20 protein-coding genes are annotated in these 18,074 nt (G+C 75.6%); 10 read left to right on the top strand and 10 right to left on the bottom strand.

Annotated elements, in window-relative coordinates; all coding sequences use genetic code 11:
* The first annotated feature begins 12 nt into the window (after nt 1–12).
* Entirely contained in the window at nt 13–1,065 is a 1,053-nt protein-coding gene (locus ACR9E3_RS23405; RefSeq protein ID WP_460383001.1) for a DUF4328 domain-containing protein, read from the top strand.
* Here the strand turns inward: ACR9E3_RS23405 and ACR9E3_RS23400 are convergent.
* Nucleotides 994–1,551 (bottom strand): ferritin, encoded by a 558-nt coding sequence (locus ACR9E3_RS23400; protein ID WP_460383000.1) that lies wholly within the window; start codon nt 1,549–1,551, stop codon nt 994–996. The genes ACR9E3_RS23405 and ACR9E3_RS23400 overlap by 72 nt on opposite strands.
* A gap of 28 nt (nt 1,552–1,579) precedes the next feature.
* Nucleotides 1,580–2,962: a ferredoxin reductase family protein gene (locus ACR9E3_RS23395; RefSeq protein WP_460382999.1), complete on the bottom strand. Its 1,383-nt coding sequence runs from the start codon at nt 2,960–2,962 to the stop codon at nt 1,580–1,582.
* A gap of 486 nt (nt 2,963–3,448) precedes the next feature.
* Between ACR9E3_RS23395 and ACR9E3_RS23390 the strand changes: the two genes are divergently transcribed.
* Nucleotides 3,449–4,189, top strand: coding sequence for a class I SAM-dependent methyltransferase (locus ACR9E3_RS23390; RefSeq protein WP_460383042.1), 741 nt, complete (start codon nt 3,449–3,451; stop codon nt 4,187–4,189).
* Nucleotides 4,190–4,352: 163 nt separating this feature from the next.
* On the opposite strand, the gene ACR9E3_RS23385 is transcribed toward ACR9E3_RS23390, so the two are convergent.
* Both ACR9E3_RS23385 and ACR9E3_RS23380 read right to left on the bottom strand, forming a co-directional pair.
* Nucleotides 4,353–5,291 (bottom strand): DUF5914 domain-containing protein, encoded by a 939-nt coding sequence (locus ACR9E3_RS23385; protein WP_460383040.1) that lies wholly within the window; start codon nt 5,289–5,291, stop codon nt 4,353–4,355.
* A 166-nt stretch (nt 5,292–5,457) separates the two neighbouring features.
* The gene (locus tag ACR9E3_RS23380; protein WP_460382997.1) at nt 5,458–6,642 is read right to left on the bottom strand and encodes an arginine deiminase; all 1,185 of its coding nucleotides are present in this window, start codon (nt 6,640–6,642) and stop codon (nt 5,458–5,460) included.
* Between the two features lie 72 nt (nt 6,643–6,714).
* Between ACR9E3_RS23380 and ACR9E3_RS23375 the strand changes: the two genes are divergently transcribed.
* On the top strand, nt 6,715–7,626 hold the full coding sequence (locus ACR9E3_RS23375) for an SDR family NAD(P)-dependent oxidoreductase (protein WP_460382995.1): 912 nt from the start codon (nt 6,715–6,717) through the stop codon (nt 7,624–7,626).
* A gap of 63 nt (nt 7,627–7,689) precedes the next feature.
* On the opposite strand, the gene ACR9E3_RS23370 is transcribed toward ACR9E3_RS23375, so the two are convergent.
* The 3 genes from ACR9E3_RS23370 to ACR9E3_RS23360 form a co-directional block, all read right to left on the bottom strand.
* The gene (locus ACR9E3_RS23370) at nt 7,690–8,505 is read right to left on the bottom strand and encodes a CPBP family intramembrane glutamic endopeptidase (RefSeq protein ID WP_460382993.1); all 816 of its coding nucleotides are present in this window, start codon (nt 8,503–8,505) and stop codon (nt 7,690–7,692) included.
* A 69-nt stretch (nt 8,506–8,574) separates the two neighbouring features.
* A complete protein-coding gene (locus tag ACR9E3_RS23365) occupies nt 8,575–9,606 on the bottom strand; it encodes a hypothetical protein (protein ID WP_460382991.1) in 1,032 nt (343 codons plus the stop codon).
* Between the two features lie 109 nt (nt 9,607–9,715).
* On the bottom strand, nt 9,716–10,090 hold the full coding sequence (locus ACR9E3_RS23360) for an ester cyclase (RefSeq protein WP_460382990.1): 375 nt from the start codon (nt 10,088–10,090) through the stop codon (nt 9,716–9,718).
* 71 nt (nt 10,091–10,161) lie between these two features.
* Between ACR9E3_RS23360 and ACR9E3_RS23355 the strand changes: the two genes are divergently transcribed.
* The 4 genes from ACR9E3_RS23355 to ACR9E3_RS23340 are packed head-to-tail and all read left to right on the top strand — an operon-like array spanning nt 10,162 to nt 12,743.
* Nucleotides 10,162–10,752: a TetR/AcrR family transcriptional regulator gene (locus ACR9E3_RS23355; protein ID WP_460382988.1), complete on the top strand. Its 591-nt coding sequence runs from the start codon at nt 10,162–10,164 to the stop codon at nt 10,750–10,752.
* The gene (locus tag ACR9E3_RS23350) at nt 10,749–11,954 is read left to right on the top strand and encodes an FAD-dependent monooxygenase (protein WP_460382987.1); all 1,206 of its coding nucleotides are present in this window, start codon (nt 10,749–10,751) and stop codon (nt 11,952–11,954) included. Before ACR9E3_RS23355 ends, ACR9E3_RS23350 begins: the two co-directional genes overlap by 4 nt.
* A 10-nt stretch (nt 11,955–11,964) precedes the next feature.
* Nucleotides 11,965–12,396 (top strand): hypothetical protein, encoded by a 432-nt coding sequence (locus ACR9E3_RS23345; RefSeq protein WP_460382986.1) that lies wholly within the window; start codon nt 11,965–11,967, stop codon nt 12,394–12,396.
* Nucleotides 12,393–12,743: a DUF3817 domain-containing protein gene (locus ACR9E3_RS23340; RefSeq protein WP_460382985.1), complete on the top strand. Its 351-nt coding sequence runs from the start codon at nt 12,393–12,395 to the stop codon at nt 12,741–12,743. Before ACR9E3_RS23345 ends, ACR9E3_RS23340 begins: the two co-directional genes overlap by 4 nt.
* On the opposite strand, the gene ACR9E3_RS23335 is transcribed toward ACR9E3_RS23340, so the two are convergent.
* A complete protein-coding gene (locus tag ACR9E3_RS23335; protein ID WP_460382984.1) occupies nt 12,703–13,551 on the bottom strand; it encodes a DUF2470 domain-containing protein in 849 nt (282 codons plus the stop codon). The genes ACR9E3_RS23340 and ACR9E3_RS23335 overlap by 41 nt on opposite strands.
* Before the next feature lie 134 nt (nt 13,552–13,685).
* Between ACR9E3_RS23335 and ACR9E3_RS23330 the strand changes: the two genes are divergently transcribed.
* From ACR9E3_RS23330 to ACR9E3_RS23320, 3 genes are all read left to right on the top strand, one after another.
* Nucleotides 13,686–14,588 (top strand): hypothetical protein, encoded by a 903-nt coding sequence (locus ACR9E3_RS23330; protein ID WP_460382982.1) that lies wholly within the window; start codon nt 13,686–13,688, stop codon nt 14,586–14,588.
* 66 nt (nt 14,589–14,654) lie between these two features.
* Nucleotides 14,655–15,659, top strand: coding sequence for a prephenate dehydratase (gene pheA / locus ACR9E3_RS23325; protein WP_460382981.1), 1,005 nt, complete (start codon nt 14,655–14,657; stop codon nt 15,657–15,659).
* Nucleotides 15,656–16,315, top strand: a complete 660-nt coding sequence (locus ACR9E3_RS23320) for a histidine phosphatase family protein (protein ID WP_460382980.1) — start codon at nt 15,656–15,658, stop codon at nt 16,313–16,315. The genes pheA and ACR9E3_RS23320 overlap by 4 nt, the downstream gene beginning before the upstream one ends.
* A 53-nt stretch (nt 16,316–16,368) precedes the next feature.
* On the opposite strand, the gene ACR9E3_RS23315 is transcribed toward ACR9E3_RS23320, so the two are convergent.
* Nucleotides 16,369–16,713 (bottom strand): metallopeptidase family protein, encoded by a 345-nt coding sequence (locus ACR9E3_RS23315; protein WP_460382978.1) that lies wholly within the window; start codon nt 16,711–16,713, stop codon nt 16,369–16,371.
* A 24-nt stretch (nt 16,714–16,737) separates the two neighbouring features.
* Nucleotides 16,738–18,021, bottom strand: a complete 1,284-nt coding sequence (locus ACR9E3_RS23310) for a septum formation family protein (RefSeq protein ID WP_460382977.1) — start codon at nt 18,019–18,021, stop codon at nt 16,738–16,740.
* Nucleotides 18,022–18,074: the final 53 nt, after the last annotated feature.

The following is an 18,074-nucleotide window of genomic DNA, read 5'->3' as shown; positions in this document are numbered from 1 at the left end:
GACCCCGGTCCCGTGACCTGTCCGCGGTGCGGGCGGCCCCAGCCGCCGTCGGACGCCCCGGGCGCGCCCCGCGCGGGCGCGACCCGGTACTGCGTGCACTGCGGCCGTGTCCTCACCGGCGTGCGGTGGGTGGCGCTGCCCCCGGACGCGCTGCGGCCCCGCGAACCCCGCCGTCGGCGGCGGCCCTACGCCGGGCCCCCGCGGTACGCGGCGACGCCCCGCTGGAGCCTGCGGACCTGGATGCCGGCGCCCCTGCCGGGTGCCGAGGGGCCGCTGCCCGGCCCCGTCCCGCGCACACCCGACGAGGTGCTGCGCCGCACCGCCGGGCTGCTCGGGCGTCTCGCCCGGGTCACCGCGGTGCTCGCGGTGCTGGCGGCGGTGGCCGAGGCGTGGCGCTACGGCCTGCTCGTCGCGAGCCGCAGCGCCGCGCTGTCACCCGCGCCGCTCGCGTTCTCCGACGCCTTCGTCACCCTCGTCGGGCTGCTGGCGCCCGTGGCGGCGCTGGCCACCGGCGCCCTGTTCCTGCGGTGGCTCGCCCTGTCCCGCGAGATCGCGGCCACGATCTCGGGCACCCGCCCGGCCCGGCGGACGTGGGCGGTCGTGCTCGGCTCGGTGCTGCCGGGGCCCAACCTCACGGTGCCGGGCGCGGCGCTCACCGAGGTCGAGCACGCGGCCTCGGGCCTGCCCGCCGACACCCGGCCGCACCCGAGCCGCCCGGTGGTCCGGTGGTGGCTGGCGTGGGACGCGAGTGTCGTGCTCGGCGTCGCCGCCGTGCTGCGCGGCCTCGGGCCGAGCACGCAGGCCATGGCCGACGCCGTGCTGCTGCACGCGCTCGCCGACGTGGCCGCCGGGGTCGCCGCGTGGGCGACCGTCCGCGTCGTCACCCACCTCACCGAGCTGCTCGCCCCGGAGCTGCGACCGGCGGGACGGGAGTCGGTGGTGTCGGTGGGGCGGGAGTCGGCGTCCGACGCCGACGAGGAGCCGGATGCGGGGTCAGGCGCCGCCGAGGACGGCGTTGCCGCCGGCGGCGGGCGGGGCCGTGGGGTCGGCGCCGACGTCGGGTGACATCTCGCGGGCGACGAAGTCCTCGACGTGGAAGAGGTTGTCGCCGGCCCGGCGCACGATGCGCAGGAGCGTCGTCATGGAGGCGACCTCCTCGACCTGCTCCTTGAGGTACCACTGCATGAACTGCTCGCCGAGGTAGTCGCCCTCGTCCCGGGCGGTGCGGGCGAGCGTCGCGATCTGCTCGGTGACCGTCTGCTCCTGGCGCAGCACGAGCTCGACGACCTCCTCGAGCCCCGAGAACTCGGTGCGGACGTCGTCGATGCCCGGGATGGTGACCGGCAGGTCGTTGTCGAGCATGTACTGCACCATGCCCATGGCGTGGTTGCGCTCCTCGAGCGCCTGCGCGTAGAAGTGCGCCGCGAGCTGGGGCAGGTCCTCGTCGTCGCAGTAGACCGCGACGGCCGTGTACTGCTGCGACGCGGTGAACTCGTTGCGGATCTGCGCGCGCAGCAGTTCGTGGAACTTCGACGACCCAGGAGCGCTCATCCCACGATGGTAGGCGAGGGCCCTGCCGTCAGGTGCGCACGGAACGTCGCCCGTGACGGGAGCCTCGGCGCGGTTCGGGCAGCGCCGTCGACGTCCCTCCCCCGTCCGAGGGGCCCGACACCGGGATGGCACCCGACCAGCCGAACTGCTCGGTGTGGACGCGGGCCGGGGGGACGCCGAGCTGCTCCAACGCGGCGAGCGAGCCGGTGAGCACCGAGGGCGAGCCGCAGACGAAGTAGTCGAGCACGCGGATCTCGCCGGCGGGCACGACCTCGGCGAGCAGCGCGGCGTCGATGCGGCGGCCCTCGGTGCGCGTGACCCGGAGGTCGAGCCGGCGGGCGAGGGCGGTGAGCTCGTCGGCGAACAGCGGCTCGGTGCCGCGCTCGGCGACGACGAGGCGGTGCGTGCGGGGGTCGCTGCGGTCGGCGAGCGTGCGCAGCATGCTCATCATCGGGGTGATGCCGACCCCGCCGGCGAGCAGCACGAGGCCGGGGGAGCCCTCGGCGCTCTCGGCGGTGAACGAGCCGTGCGGCCCGTCGAGCCAGACCTTGCTGCCGGTGCGCAGCGTCGAGAGGAGCCCGGAGAAGTCGCCCTGGTCGCGGACGGTCAGCTCGAGCCGCCCGGTGACCCGCGCGCTGGAGGCGATCGTGAACGGGTGCTCCTCGGTGCCGACGACACCGCGCTTGAGCCGCAACCAGACGAACTGCCCGGGTGCGAACCGCAGGCCACCGCGGCGCAGGTGCACCGGCGCGAGCACCAGCGTGCTCACCGTCGGGCTCTCGCGGCGCACGCCGTAGACCACGTAGGCGCCCTGGCGGGAGAACAGCGGGCGCCACACCCAGCGGTGGGCGAGCACCCCGATCAGCACGAGCACGAGCGCGGACAGCACGAGGCGCATGACCGGGTCGGTGACGAGGTTCTGCAGCCACCAGACGTGCAGGGCGGCGAGCACGAGGGCGGCGCCGGCGAGCAGCACGTGCATCCGGGCCCAGATCTCGTAGCGCGCCCCCGGCCGGCGACCGCGCGCCGCCACGAAGCCGACGAGCAGCAGGGCGGCGGCCGACGTCCAGCCGGCCTTGGCGGGGGTCGTCGCCGTGAGGGGGTTGAGCAGGGTCGGGTGCTTCACGATCGCGACCGTGAGGTGCAGGCCGACCAGGACGATCGCGAGGATGCCCAGCCAGCGGTGCAGGCCGATGACCTTCTCCACCCCGAACGCCCGCGTCATCGACCGCACCCGCGAGGGCACGACCACGACGACCACGAGCAGGCTCAGGGCCAGCAGCCCCAGGCCCACGGAGAGCATCCCGGTCACCGACGTGCCGCCGGACCGGGCGGCCATGAGGACCACCGGGACCACCACGAGGGCCGCGAGCACGGCCGTCCACAGCGCGCGGGTCAGCTTGTCGGGCACGGCGGCGACGGTAGGCAGCGGAGATCAGCACCCCGGCGCGTCTGAGAGCCCACCCGTCCGTGGCGCGACGACGGGCGCTCACCGCGCGCCCAGGCACGGTCGATACCCCCGATCGGGCGAATACGTGCTCCGTCTGCTCCCGGCACCTCTCAGGTTCCCGTGTGGGGGCGCGCCGAGCGGTGCGCGAGGCGCGGGGTTGGGGCTGTCGACCACGGGGTGTTCGAGCAATGCGGCTTTCCTGGCGTGTGACGCCAGGATCGCCACAGCCTCGCTCGCACGACACGCCGGGACGGTCCGGGGCCGACGCACGGGGTGTGTCAGCGTGGCGTCCACGCTGGCGTTCAACGTCAGGAAATCCCCCATCTCGCGCCGTGCAGCCCCCTACCGGGCAGGATGCCGCGCGTGATCTCCCCCCGTCTGCGCACCCCGGCCGTGCTCGCGCTCGCTGCGGGGACCGTGGCGCTCGTCCGACCGGTGTGGCGTTCGGTGCGCCGGCGCGGGCCGGGGTTCGACCGGGCGTCGGCGGCGGCCGGGGTGTCGGCGCAGTTCGACCAGGACGCCGCGTCCTACGACCGCCTCGTCGGGGCGAACCCCGGCTACCACGAGCACCTGCGCCTCTCGGCCCGCCGACTCGGCCTCCCCGACCGCGGCGCGGGAGCGACGCTGCTCGACGTCGGGTGCGGGACGGGGCTCTCGACGGCGGCGCTGGTCGAGACCTACCCGGCGGCCCGGATCGTCGCCGTCGACGCCTCGGCCGAGATGCTCGCCCGCGCCCGGGAGAAGTCGTGGCCCGACACCGTGCGCTTCGTGCACACGCGGGCCGAGCACCTCACCGCGGCGCTGGGCGGCGAGGGACCGTTCGACGGCCTGCTCGCCGCGTACCTCGTCCGCAACCTCCCGGACCGCGACGCCGGCCTCGGCGTGCTCGTGGAGCACCTCGCCCCGGGCGCGCCGATCGCCGTGCACGAGTACTCGGTAGCCGACTCGACCTACGCCCGCGCCGTGTGGAGCGCCGTCTGCTGGGCCGTGATCATCCCGCTCGGCTGGCGCGTCACGGGCGATGCCTCGCTCTATCGGTACCTGTGGCGCAGCGTGCTGGCCTTCGACGGGCTGGGACGCCTCGAGCAGCGCCTCCGCGACGCGGGGCTCCGGGAGGTCCACACCCGTCCCGTCGACGGCTGGCAGCGCGGCATCGTCCACACGGTGCTCGGCCGTCGAGCTGGGTGATTTCCTCACGTTGAACGTCAGCCTGGACGCCAGGCTGAGATACCCCGTGCCTCGTCTCGGCCTGGCGAACCTCACCGGCGTGTCGCCCCGGCGAGCATGTGGCGATCCTGGCGTCAGGCGCCAGGAAAGCCGAATTGCTCGCACACCCCCGTGGGCGACTGCCTCAGCCGCGGCGACGGGCCGCGCGGACGGCGTAGGTGCGTTCGGCGTACTCGATGTCGTCGGTCCAGAGGCGTTTCGCCGCCCACTCCATCGCCGGGCGCACGAGCCCCTCGACACGGCGGGCCTTCACGAACCCGGGACGGGGGGAGTGGGCGATCGTCGCCTCGACGACCGCGGTCCGCGGCCGCCCGTCGGGGTGCGGCGCCAGGGGGGTCGCGTGGGTCTCGACGACGCTGCCCTCGCCTTCGCCCTCGGTGATGTGCATGACGATCGTGCGCGGCTCCGGGCAGGTGAAGCGGGCGCGCACCGGCACGCCCCAGTTCTTCGACACGCGGAAGGCCACGCGCAGGTCGAAGTGGTCGTCGGCATCGGAGGAGTCGCGGGACGGCGCGCGCTCGACGCGCAGGTCGGCGAACGAGTGCGGGTGGAACCAGGCGCCGTGCCAGGGGTCGAGACGGTTGGCGATGACGTCGGCGGGCTCGCACGTGCCGACCATCGAGGCCACGGCCACGAGGCTGCGGTCGAGCGGAGGCCGCACCGGCAGGACCGGCGCGTCGGTGGGCTCCTCGCCGCCGACGGCGTCGAGACGGACCCAGACGAGCGCGCCGTCGTCGTGGGCCGGCAGGGTCCGCCAGCCGGCGCGGCCCGACGGCCCGAGGGCGAGCCCGTGCCACCGGCAGATCAGCTCGCAGCCCTGCTGCACCGCCGTCGCCATGTCCGCCCCGAGGTGGGGACACGCCCCCGGCCCGGCGTGCAGCGTCCCGTCGGGGGAGCGCCACAGCACCAGCTCGACGCCCGCCACGGTGGTGCCGAACGGGGTCCCGGCGAGGACGTCGCGGCTCGCGCCGACGACGTACCAGTTGCCTGACGGCCGCGCCGTCGCGCGCGACAGCGCCGCGTCGATGACGCCGACCTTCGCCTCGCGCCACGTCGGCTCCATGGCCGACCACTCCTGACCGGAGAGCCGGCGCAGCGGGGACACCGGCGCGCGCCGTTCCGCCTTCCTGAGCACGAAGCGGACGCTAGGCCGGGTGCCGCAACGCCGCAGTGAGAGGGACGCGGCCTGTGGCCGGATGCACGGGCAGCTGCGCCGAACGTGCCAGCCCTCACCCGAGCGGGGCACGCTCCCACGGGCACGACAGGCACCGCGGGCCACCACGGCCCGAGCCGAGCTCGAACCCGGCGATCGTCAGCACCTCGATGCCCGCGTCGGCCAGCCGCGCGTTGGTCGTCACGTTGCGCTCGTAGGCGACGACCCGGCCCGGCGCCACGGCCAGGGTGTTGTTGCCGTCGTCCCACTGCTCGCGCTCGGCGGCCACCGACTCCAGACCGGTGTCGACCGCCCGGAGCTCGTCGATGCCCATCGCCCGTGCCGCGGCCGGCCGGAACGGTTCCGGGCCCGCGATGTGGAGGCCCGACGGCCCGTCGGGGCGCACCGTCCACGCCTCGAGCCGGTCGAGCACGCCCGGGTAGATCACCATCGTGTCGACGTCGACCATCGTCGCGACGGTGTCGAGGTGCATCGTCGCCCGGCGCTGCGCGATGGGGACGACGAGCACGGTGTGGGCGAGGTCGTCGGCGAACATCGCCCGCGCGAACGACTCGGCGCCCGCCGGGCTGGTGCGCTCGCCGACCCCGATCGCGAGCACCCCCGGCGCGAGCAGCAGCACGTCACCGCCCTCGACCGCCGACGGGTCGCGGGGCGCGGTCGGGGCGACGGCGCCGAGCTCGGGGTGGTGGCGCTGGGCCAGCGCGACGAGCGAGGCCTCCCGGCGCCGGGCCGGCATCCCCATCGAGGACGCGACGACGCGCGGACCCACCCGCACCGACGAGTCCCGCGTGAACATGAGGTTGGGCAGCGGGTCGACCGCGAAGTCGTGCGGGCCCGCCATCGCGCGCACCAGCGAGTGGCCGGTGACGGCGAGCTCGGCGAACGTGCGGCCGCCGATGAGGGCCGATGCCAGCGCGGCGTCGTCGAGACCGCCGAGCTCCCCCCGCACCGCCCCGGCCAGCTCGCGCCCCAGCGTCCGCTCGTCGACCGCGTCGACGATCCCGGCCTCGCGCGCCGCGGGATCCGCCAGCGACTCCCGCAGCACGTCGGCGAGCAGCAGGACCCGCACGCCCTCGGCGCGCAGCAGGTCGGCGAACGCGTCGTGCTCGATCTGCGCGCGCTCCACCCAGGGGATGCCGTCGAAGAGCAGGCGGTCGGCGTTGCGCGGGGTCAGGCGCTCGAGCTCCGGCCCGGGCCGGTGCAGCACGACCGTGCGCAGGCGGGCGACCTCGGAGTCCACGTGTGGTGCGACCCCGGGTCCAGGAGAGTCCACGGTCGGCGACCCTAGGGCGCTCGATCTACTGTGCGCGCCATGGGACTCCTCGAGGACAAGGTCGTCGTCGTCACCGGTGCCGGGCGCGGCATCGGTCGCGGTGAAGCGCTGGAGTGCGCGCGGCAGGGGGCGGCCGTGATCGTCGCCGAGTTCGACGGCGAGGCCGGCGAGGAGGTCGCGAAGGAGATCGTCGGCGCCGGCGGGCGCGCCGTCTCGGTGCCGGGCGACGTCGCCGACGCCGACGTGGCCGACGGGCTCGTCGCCGCCGCGGTCGAGAACTTCGGGGCGCTCGACGCCGTCGTCAACAACGCGGGCATCCTGCGGGACCGGACGCTGGTCAAGATGTCGGACGCCGAGTGGGACGACGTGGTCCGCGTCCACCTGCGCGGGCACTTCGCCCCCACGCGGGCGGCCTGCCGCTACTGGCGGGAGAGCTCGCGGCCCGGGCACCTGGTGCACACCGCGTCGACCTCGGGGATCCTCGGGAACTTCGGCCAGTCCAACTACGGCGCCGCCAAGGCCGGGATCGCCGCGTTCTCGACGATCGTGGCGATGGAGATGGCCCGCTACAACGTCACGTCGAACGCGATCGCGCCGTCCGCGCTGACCCGCATGACCGAGGCGCTGCTGCCCCCGGACATCCGCGAGGACCGGCGCCAGATGCTCGAGCGCGGCGAGTTCGACTTCTTCGACCCCGACAACGTCGCGCCGTTCGTCACCTACCTCGCCTCGGACTCCGCGTCGCACATCAGCGGCAAGGTCTTCGGCGTCCAGGGCGACTCGGTCGAGCTCTACCAGCCGTTCACGTCGGTGGCGGAGATCCGCGGCGACGGGCACCGCTGGGACCCCGAAGCCATCCCCGACCGCATGGCGGAGCTGTTCGACGCCGCGGGCATCGACCCGGCGCCGGAGAACATGATGGCGCGCTCGCGGCACAAGCTGATCAGCTGAACCGAGTGATCGAAGTACCGATACGGACGGTCAGTGTCCGTGACGGCACTTCGCTGACACACCTCAGCCGGGCAGGAACGGCAGCGCGCCGGCGAGCAGTGCCGAGCCGACGAAGGCGACGACGTCGAGGAGGGCGTGGGCGCCGACCAGCGGCCAGAGCCGGCCGGTGCGCTGCCACACCCGCCCGAACACGAGGCCCATGAGCAGGTTGCCGAGCCCGCCGCCGAAGCCCTGGTAGAGGTGGTACGACCCGCGCAGGACGGCCGAGACGGCCAGCGCGCGGTTCTCGGACACCCCGAGCCGCCGCAGCGCGTGCAGGAGGTAGCCGACGACGAGGACCTCCTCGGCCCAGGCGTTGGCGACCGCGGAGATCACCAGCACCGGCAGGGTCCACCAGTGCGCCGAGAGCTGCGAGGGGATCACCGTGGTGTTCAGGCCCAGCGCGCGGGCCGCGAGGTAGAGCCCCAGGCCCGGGACGCCGATGAGCGCGGCCAGGCCGACGGCGCCGAGGGCGTCGCGGCCCGGCCGGGTCCCGTCGAGCCCGACGGTCCGCGGCCCGGCCCCCGCCCGGACGAGGAGGTAGAGGCCCAGCGCTCCCCAGGCGACGAGCCCGAACGAGCTCGCGAGCTGGGCGGCGAGATCGGCCCAGGGGTTGCGCGCGAGCGTCTCGTCGATCGTCGTCTGCTGTTGGTCGAGCGCCGCCGGGGCCGCGAGCGCGTCGATCAGCGAGATCAGGCTGCGCACCCCGGAGAGCCCGAGGGTGACCCCGAAGACGACGACCAGCTCGGTGCGCAGGAGCCGCCGCTCCCGCGCGTCGAGGGGAGCGGCCGCGGGACGGGCCGGGCGCGTCCAGTCGCGCCACACCTCCCGCGCCGTCATCGCGCCCAATCTAAGGGCCCCACCCACCGGCCGCGCTCGACAGCACCCCGACAGCACCCCGACAGCACCTCAGCAGCAGCGGGCCGCGGTGACGTACCCGATGTCCTGCCCGACACCGCTGACCTCGACGTCGCCGAACGGGGTGCTGACCCAGGGCAGGAACGCGAGGGTCGTGAACGGCGACCGGATCAGCATGTGCAGGAGCCGGCCGTCGGTGGTGACCCCGACGATCTGCAGCTGCTCGAGTCCTGACGGCCCGTCGTAGGTCAGGGCCGCCGACGCGGCGACGGACGTGCCGACGTCCCCGCGCAGCGTCTCGACGTCGACCCAGCGGCCCCAGCCGCCCCCGTCGGTCAGCGCCGTCACGAGCAGGCGCCCGTCGCCGGTCACGACGACGACGGCCGTCCGCATCGGCCCGTTGGTGGCCACGGCGACGTCCACGACGTCGCCCGGCAGGGGACCGGCGACGTCGAAGACCCGCGGCGCGCGCCAGCGGTCGGCGTTGCCGAGGGTCTGGTGGAGCACGCCGTCCGCCCCGGCGAGGAGCAGCGCGACCCTGTCCTCGCCGGTGATCTCGTCGGGGCTCGCGGGGTGGAGCGCGGTCGCGCGGACCGCCACCGGGAAGTCCAGGACCTGCGGGATCGCGTTGCCCGACATGTCCGCGTCCGGCACGCGGGCGGCGTACACCCACCCGTCGGCCCGGGTGGCCGCGAGGTGCCGGACGTACCGGTACGACGGCCCGGCCGCCGAGAGCGAGATCGCCGCGCTCGGGTGGCGGGTCCCGGGCGGGAAGACCTGCTGGTCGAACGGTGGGTCGGTGCGGACGGGCAGGTCGGTGACGACCCAGGCGCCGTCCCGCCACGACCGGAAGACCGTGCGCGGGCTCTCGGTCTCGGAGCAGGCCGTGACGAACAGGCCGAGCGGTCCGGTCATGAACGGGAAGCTCAGCCGCTCCACGCAGGCGACGTCGATCGCGGGCTTGAGGAAGTGGCTCGCGGTCAGGTCGGTGAACGGCGTCCAGCTCCCGTCCGTCCGCCGGGTCGTGTGGTGGACGGTGCCGTCGGTGGTGACGCCGACGACCTCCAGGGTCGATCCGCCCATGTCGCTGCCCTGCTCTCCGCCGCCGATGATCGCTCCTCGATCGTCATCGGGGCGCCGCGGCGCGACGATGGGGCCGGCCCCCGGCCGGGGCGGGGGAGAACCCCCGGGCTCAGCTCGCGCGGATCTGCGCCATCAGCCCCATCGCGTCCTGGTGGGCCCAGGTCTCGACGAGCGTCCCGTCGGCGACGCGGTAGATGCGGATCGCGCCGAAGCGCACCGGGCGTCCCGTCGGCGGCAGGCCGTGGAACGGGCCGTCGTGGGTGCCGCTGAACGTGAGCCGCACGACGACGCGGTCGTCCTCGGCGACGATGTCGTCGACGGCCACGTGGAGATCGGGGAAGGCGTCGGTCAACGTGCGGTGCAGCCCCGTGGCCTCGTCGACCATCGCCGCGTCCCAGTAGGCCCCCAGCCGATCGGGGCGTCCGCCGTTGAACACCTCCTCGATCATCCGCAGGACCAGCTCCTTGTTGTCCGCGACGGTCACGGCTCCTCCTCGGTTCAGGACACGTGTCCTGAAGATAGGACACGTGTCCTGTACGGCGCTAGGCTCCGCCCATGACAGGCCGCCCCGTCGTCGCCGCGTCCGCCGCCGAGCTCAAGCGCGCGCAGATCGTCGACGCCGCCCGCGACGTGCTCGCCCGCGAGGGCATCGCGGCGTGCACCGCGCGGGCGGTCGCCGACGCGAGCCCGCTGACGAAGAGCGCGATCCACTACTACTTCCGCGACGTCGACGAGATCGTCGACCTCGCGGTGGCGGCCCACCTGCACGCGATGCTGGACGGCCTGCGCACGCTGGCCGCGCGGTACGACGACGCCGACGAGCGCCTGCGGGCCGTCCTCGAGGCCTACCTGCAGACGTTCGCCGAGCGCCCGCACGCGGCGTTCCTGTGGTTCGAGCACTGGATCGCGACCGCCCGCCGCGGCGACACCGGTCCGACACGGCGGATGCTCGACGAGGTCGAGGCCCTGCTCGGCGAGCTCCTCGGACCCGGCCGCTCGCCGCGCCCGCTGCTGTCGTGGCTGCTCGGCACGGTCGTCGCCCAGCACGCGCGCCCCGTCACCGCGGAGGAGCGCCGGACCGAGGTCGACGACGCCGTGCGCCGCTTCACGAGTGAGATCGGGCCCACGGGCTATCCGAGGTCGTGACCCGCCACGCACTGATCTCCGGTGCCAGCATCGCCGGCCCCGCCCTCGCCCACCAGCTGGCCGCGCGGGGGTGGCGCACGACGGTCGTCGAGCGGGCCCCGCAACGGCGCGATGAGGGCCAGAACATCGACGTCCGGGGCGCCGGGCGCGAGGCGCTGCGCCGCATGGACCTGGAGGAGGCCGTCCTCGCGGCCGGCACCGGCGAGGTGGGCCTGCGCTTCGTCGACGACGACGGCGCGGCGGTGGCCGAGTTCCCGGCCGGGCAGAACGACACGGCGGGCGGGACGGCCGAGATGGAGGTGCTGCGCGGGGAGCTCTCCCGCCTCCTCCACGAGCGCACCGCCGACGCCGCCGACTACCGCTTCGGCACGCAGATCCGCGACCTGGCCGACCACGGCGACCGCGTCACGGCCACCTTGTCCGACGGCGAGGTGATCGACGCCGACCTCGTCGTCGTCGCGGAGGGCACCCGGTCGCGGACCCGGGACCTGGTCCTGCCTGGCGCCGAGGTCCGCGACGTCGGGCTGCAGGTCGCCTACCTGACGATCCCGCGCACGCCCGACGACGACCGGTGGTGGCGCTGGCACAGCGCCCCGGGCTCGCGCAGCACGAGCCTGCGCCCCGACAACCTCGGCACGACGCGGGCGATGCTCGCGTTCCTCACGGACGTCCGGGGTCTCGGCGAGCTCGACCGGGACGCGCAGATCACCGTGCTGCGGCGCACCTACGCCGACGTCGGCTGGCAGGCCCCGCGCGTCCTCGCCGCGCTCGACGACGCCCCGATGTACTTCGACGCGGTCGCCCAGATCCGGCTGCCGTGCTGGAGCACCGGGCGCACGGTCCTCCTCGGCGACGCCGCCTGGGCGACCGGACCCTTCGGCCTGGGGACCAGCCTCGCGCTGGTGGGCGCGTACGTCCTGGCCGGCGAGCTGGACGCGCACCGGGACGTGGGTGCGGCCCTCGCGCGCTACGAGGAGCGCATGCGACCGTTCGTCGCCGAGGCCCAGGACGTCAAGCCGGCGGCCCTGCGCGCGATGAACCCTCGCTCGTCGCCCGGGCTCGCGGTGCAGCGCACCGTGCTGGGGGCCGTCGGCTCGCTCGCCTCGGTGTTCGGGGGGCTCGTGGAGAAGCTCACGGGCCCGCCGTCCGAAGGCATCGAGCTCCCCGACTACCCGGCGCCGTCGGCGCTGCCCGCCACGTAACCTCGACGGCGTGCTGCGTCTGCTCGTCACCCCGCGCTGGATCGGGTGGACGCTGCTCGCCGTGGCCGCGGTGATCGTGTGCCTCGGGATGGCCTACTGGCAGCTGCTGCGCGCCGAGTCGCCCGGCGGGTCGCTGCTCAACGCCGGCTACGCGTTCCAGTGGCCGCTGTTCGGCCTGTTCTTCGCCGCGCTGTGGTGGCGCATGCTGCGCGCGGAGGCGCGGGCGCTCGAGGAGCTGCGCGCCGAGGAGCCCGCGCCGTCGGCGGCGGCGCCGGAGCCCGTGCGGGCGATGCCCGCCGGCTCGCCCTTCGGGCCGCGGCCGGCGGACGCCGTCGCGGAGGACGACGACGCCACCCCGGCGCCCGAGAGGGCGCGCTGGAACCTCATGTACGCGGAGCTGGCCGCCCGCGAGACCCCGAGCAAGGAGACCGATCCGTCGTGACCACCGGCACCGACGTGGCCCCGCCCACCCCGGAGATCGCGCGGGCCCTCAAGCGCTACCGCGTGGGGGCGTGGGTGGTCGGCGTCGGCCTGCTCGTGCTCGTCCTGATCGGGATGCCGCTGAAGTACCTCGCCGGCGACCCCACGGTCGTGGCGGTCGTCGGGCCCGTCCACGGCTTCCTCTACATGGGCTACCTGCTGCTCACGGCCGACCTCGCCTACCGCGACCGCTGGCCGGTGGGCCGGGCCGTGCTCGTGGCGCTGGCCGGGACGATCCCGTTCGTCTCGTTCGTCGCCGAGCGGAAGGTCACGCGCCCATTGCGCGCGGCGGAGTCGGTCCCGTCGTAGGCCGCATCCCCTGCTCCTGCTGGCCGTCCCAGCCGATGAGGGCGCGCACGGCCGCTCCCAGCTGACCGGGGCACGACAGCGGCGCGGCGAACGGCAGGCGGACGTCGTGGTCGCTGCGGCCGGGGTCGTCGCCCTCCACCCGCAGCCGCAGGCCCAGCCGGTCGACACCGAGGGGCGCGAGTCGGTGCCCGCCGCGGCGCAGGTGCGGCGGCAGCTGCGGGACCAGCGCCGACAGCGTGCCGGCGTGCGCGGCGGCGAGGTGCGCGAGCCAGGCGTCGCCGGTGGTCGCGACGGGGTCCGGCGGCGCGGCGGCCATCGCGGTCGGTGCCAGCGCCTCGGTGCCCTCGGCGTCGGAGAGCACCACCATCGCGGGCTCCAGCCGCAGCAGCGTCTCGCCGTGGCCGACGTCGAGCAGGCGCTCGTCGGGGTGCTCGGCGGCGATCCGCAGGGCGGCACGCCGGGCGACCCGCAGCGGCAGCACCCGCAGCCGCCCGCTGATCCACAGCAGGCCGCGCACCGGTCGTCGCACGGTGACCGGGGCGACGTCGGCGAGCTCGAGCATCACGGGCAGCAGGGCCTCGCCCCGCTCGCGGACGTGGAGCACCAGCGGGTGGTCCTCCGGGAACTGCAGCGTCGCCGCCCCGGTCGACGGCACGTGGTGAAGCGTCGGTGCGGCGCGCAGCTCGCCGTCCGGGTCCGACGACCCGATCACGGCCGCGTGCCGGGCGCGCCCGGCGAGGGTCCGCGCCCGCTCGGCGGGCGGGGGGACGGGCGGCAGCGACGTTTCCGGCGGTCGGCTCCTGGCCATCGGACTCCCTCGGATGCGGCGAAGTAAGGGGAGCCTAATCAAACTTCGCCCGCCGACGCGAGCCCCTCCTGCGCGCCGAGTGGATCTGTGGGCCCGTGGCCCGGCGCCCGTGGGGAGAGCGCTACCGTGCGGGCGTGTCCACCGTCCCCCAGGCCGGCGGGGCACCGGTCGACGGTGTGCCCCCGCTGCTCCGCGCGATCGTCGACGACGCCGCGCTCGTCGCCGAGGGGCCGCGCCCGGAGATGGCCACGGTCGTCGACGAGCACCTCGCCGCCCGCGCCACCGACGCCGGCGGTCTGCTCGGCTCGCTGGTCGTGCCCGTCTCCCGGCTCTCCGAGCTGGTCGCGGTGCTCGTGAAGCGCCGGCCGTCGGCACCCGTGCCCGTCGCGCTGTCGGTCGACACCGGGCTCGGCGGCGTCCCCAAGGCGCTGTCGCTGACGTCGTCGCGGGCGGCCCTGCTCGACCCGCGCACGGTCGAGATGCCCGCGCCGCACGACGTCGACAGCGTCTGGCTCGAGCGCGTCACCGAGTTCGTGCCCGAGGACGTGGTCGCCGTCGTCGAGCCGCGCCGGCCCGACCTCGACGGCTCGTCGGACTGGCTCGACGGGGTCCGCCGGGTCGTCGACCACGGCTGCCGGCCCAAGCTGCGCTGCGGCGGCGGCCGGGCCGGGGCGTTCCCCGGTGTGCACGACGTCGCCGGGTTCCTGGCCCTCGCGGTCGGCGCCGGGCGGTCGTTCACGGCGAGCCTCGGCCTGCAGGCCGCGGTGCGCCACACCGATCCCGACACCGGCTTCACCCACCACGGCTGGCTGAACCTGCTGGTTGCGACCGTCCGTGCGCTCGGCGCGCGCCCGGGCGCCGACGTGGAGGACGACATCGGCGACGCCCTGCGGGTCACCGACGGCGGGACGCTCGCCGCCGAGCTGGGCGGGGTCGGGCCCGACGCGGCGGTGCGGGTGCGCGCGCTGTTCTCGTCGTTCGGCTCCACCGCCGTCGCCGCGCAGGGCCGCGAGCTGGCCCGTCTCGGCCTGCTGTAGGGCGACACGGGGGCCGGAGCGACGTCACCGACGGGCGACCGGCGCGGGCCCGTAGTGTCGGGTGCCGTGACCGGTCAGCGCGCGCAGGGGAGCTCGGCCCTCCGGGTGGCGTTCCTCGGACCGCACGGCACCTTCTGCGAACAGGCCCTGCGGACCCTGACCCCGGCCGTGCTGGGCGACGCCCTCGGCGACCCCGAGCCCGCGACGTTCCCGATGCCCAGCACCACCCTCGCGCTCGACGCGGTCCGCCGCGGCGACGCCGAGGCGGCGTGCGTGCCGGTGGAGAACTCCGTCGAGGGCGGGGTGCCCGCCACGATGGACGGCCTGGTCGAGCAGCCGCCGCTGGTGATCGTGCGCGAGATCCTGCTGCCGGTGCGGTTCTCGGTGCTGGTCCGGCCGGGCACGGGGTTCGGCGACGTTCGCAGCGTCGCCTCGCACCCGCACGGCGAGGCCCAGACCCGCCGCTGGATCGCCGAGCACCTGCCCGGCGCCGAGGTACGGCTCACCGGGTCCACGGCCGCCGCCGCCGAGCAGGTGGCCGCGGGCGCGGTCGACGCCGCCGTGTGCGCGCCCGTCGCGGCCGCCCACCACGGGCTCGTGGAGCTGGCGTCGGGCGTGCACGACACGGGCGACGCGGTGACGCGGTTCGTGCTCGTGCGCCCGCCCGGGCCGCCCGGCCTGCCCGCGCCCACCGGGGCGGACCGCACCTCGCTCGCGGCGACCACGGTGAACCGGCCGGGCGCGCTGCTCGCGGTGCTCACCGAGATCGCGGTCCGCGGGGTCGACCTCACCCGCATCGAGTCGCGCCCGCTCAAGGACCGCCGCGGCGAGTACTGGTTCTTCCTCGACGGCACCGGCCACGTCGCCGACGCCGCGATGGGTGAGGCGCTCGCGGCGCTGCGGCGGCGCTGCACCGAGGTGCGCTTCCTCGGCTCCTACCCGCAGGCGCGGCTCGGGCCCAGCGACGACGACGCCGGGTACCTCCCCGAGCCCGGAGCGGGTCAGACCGCGAAGGACCACGCCGCGGCCGCCGCCTGGCTCGAGGCGCTGCGCGACGGGACCGGCGCATGAGCGACCTGCGCCTCGTCCTCGCCCGGCACGGCCAGACGCAGGCCAACGTCGAGCGGATCCTCGACACGGTGCTGCCCGGCCCGCCGCTGACCGACCTGGGCCGGGCGCAGGCCGCCGCGCTGGGCCGCGAGCTCGCCGAGGGCCACGACGGCACCGTCACCGGGCTCTACCACTCGCGGGCGCGGCGGGCGCGGGAGACGGCGACGCTCGTCGGCGAGCACCTCGGCCTCGCGCCGGTCGAGATCGGCGGCGTGCACGAGGCGCAGGTCGGCGACCTCGAGGGACGCAACGACGAGCCGGCGATCGCGGAGTTCCGCCGCGTGGTCGAGCGCTGGCAGTCCGGTGACGTGGACGTGGCGCAGCCGGGCGGGGAGAGCGGGCGCGCGGTGCTCGACCGCTACCGGACCGCCGTCGCCGACCTGCGCGACCGCCACCCGGCGGGCGGCACGATCGTGCTGGTCAGCCACGGCGCCGCGCTGCGCCTGGCCGCGCAGGACCTCGTGGAGCACGTCGGCACCCCCGGCGGCGACGAGGACCACGTCGCCAACTGCGGACGCGTGGTGCTGCGCCCCCGCGGCGGCGCCTGGGAGCTCGTCGCCTGGCGCAGCGCCGTCCCCGGCGGCCTCCCCGAGTCCCACGACCCGACCGGCGGCTGAGTCGGTATGTGAGCGAACTTTGGGCCTATTGGCCCAGAGTTCGCTCACGTACGTCAGCCCCAGCCCAGGCGGTGGATGGTCTCCTCGTCGATGCCGAAGTGGTGCGCGATCTCGTGGACGACGGTGACCGCGACCTCCTCGCGCAGCTCGTCCTCGTCGTCGCACACGTCGGCGAGCGCGGCCCGGTAGAGCGTGATCCGGTCGGGCAGGACGCCGCCGTAGTCGCTGTAGCGCTCGGTCAGCGCGACGCCCTCGTAGACCCCGAGCAGCTCGGGCTCCTCGCCGTGGCGGTCCTCGACCAGCACGACGACGTTGTCCATCGCGCGGGTCAGCGGCTCCGGCAGGTCGTCGAGCGCGTCGGCGACCAGCTCCTCGAACCGCTCGGGGGAGACGTCCACCCCGACAGTGTCAGGACCGCGGTGTCAGTACCCGCCGCCGCCCTGGTCGCCGCCGCCCAGCCCGGGGACGGGCAGGTTCGGCAGGACGCCGGGCTGCTGGCCGGTCTGCCCGGTCTGGCCCTGCTGGCCGGTGCCCGCCTGGCCGGCGGTGCCGCCGGTCGCGGCGCCCCCGTCGGCGGCACCGCCGGTGGACGACGCCGGGGCACCCGGGCGCAGGTTCGGCACCGTGGTGGGCGCGTCCCCGCCGATGCGCACGCCGTCGGCGGCCTTGCCCGTCAGCGGCGCGAAGCCGGAGTTGTCGCTGAGCAGCGAGCCGAGATTGCAGCTCACCCGGCGCGTGCCGGCGTTCCAGGACTCCTCGGCGACGTTCGTCCAGTAGACGGTGAGCTTCGAGTCGGTGAGCTTCTGCGCCGAGCCGACGTACTGCTCCGCGATGCGCTGGCAGGTCGGCTGCAGGTAGTTGTCCTGGTCGTCGACCGACGGGAAGCCGTCGCGGAACTGCGTCCCGAGGTCGACCGTCCCGGCCACCTCGGCGGCGTGGATCTGGTCGCACGGCGCGGGGTCGGAGACCTCCTTGCCGACGAGCGCGAGGCACGTGCCGGGGTCGTAGACCACGGCCTGGTCGGCGTCGGTGACCCGCCCGGTCCACGGGAAGAGCGCCCCGGTGCGCCCGGGGGCCTGCAGCCCGCAGCGCACGGTGCGGTCGCCGGAGTCCCAGGCGGCCTGGGTGGGCTTGAGCGCGCCCGCCTTGTAGCGCCCGGCCGGGTCGAGCTTGCCCCGCAGGTAGGTCGTCGCCTGCGGGGTGCACTGGTCGGTGACCAGCTGCTGCCACGCCGCGTCGGCCGGGAACGGGGTGCCCGGCGGCTGCGACGCGGTGACCGCGCCGACGCTCTCGAAGAGGTGCTGGCGGCCGCAGTCGACCTCGCGGACGTCGCCGGCGTCGTCGCGGCTCCAGGTCAGGCACCGGCCGGGCTCGCTGGTGAGCGCGGGGCGCGCGTCCTCGCCGGAGGAGGACCCGCCGGCGGCCGGGGCGCCGGCCTGCTGGCCGGAGAGCCCGAGCACGTCGGGGCCCGACCCCGTGGCGGCGAGCGCCGTCGCCGCGACGAGCATGACGAGGGCGCCGGCCAGCACACCGATCACGCCGCGGCGGGCGGCGCGGCGGCGCGGGTCGCGGGCGTCGTCGTGCCCGAGGACACGGTCGAGCCACCGGTCCACACGGCTGGATCCGGCGGCGGCGAAAGCGGTGTCGTCGTCACCGTCGGGGCGGCCCTCGCCGGACGGCCCGGACTGACGTTCCCGGAGCAGCATGGCCCTGACATCATGCCGACCCCGGGATTCCCCGGGCCGGGTGAACCCGGGTC

Source organism: Actinomycetospora sp. C-140, from assembly GCF_054796175.1.
The sequence above is the reverse complement of the archived record's forward strand: the minus strand, read 5'-3'. Positions and strand labels throughout refer to the sequence as shown.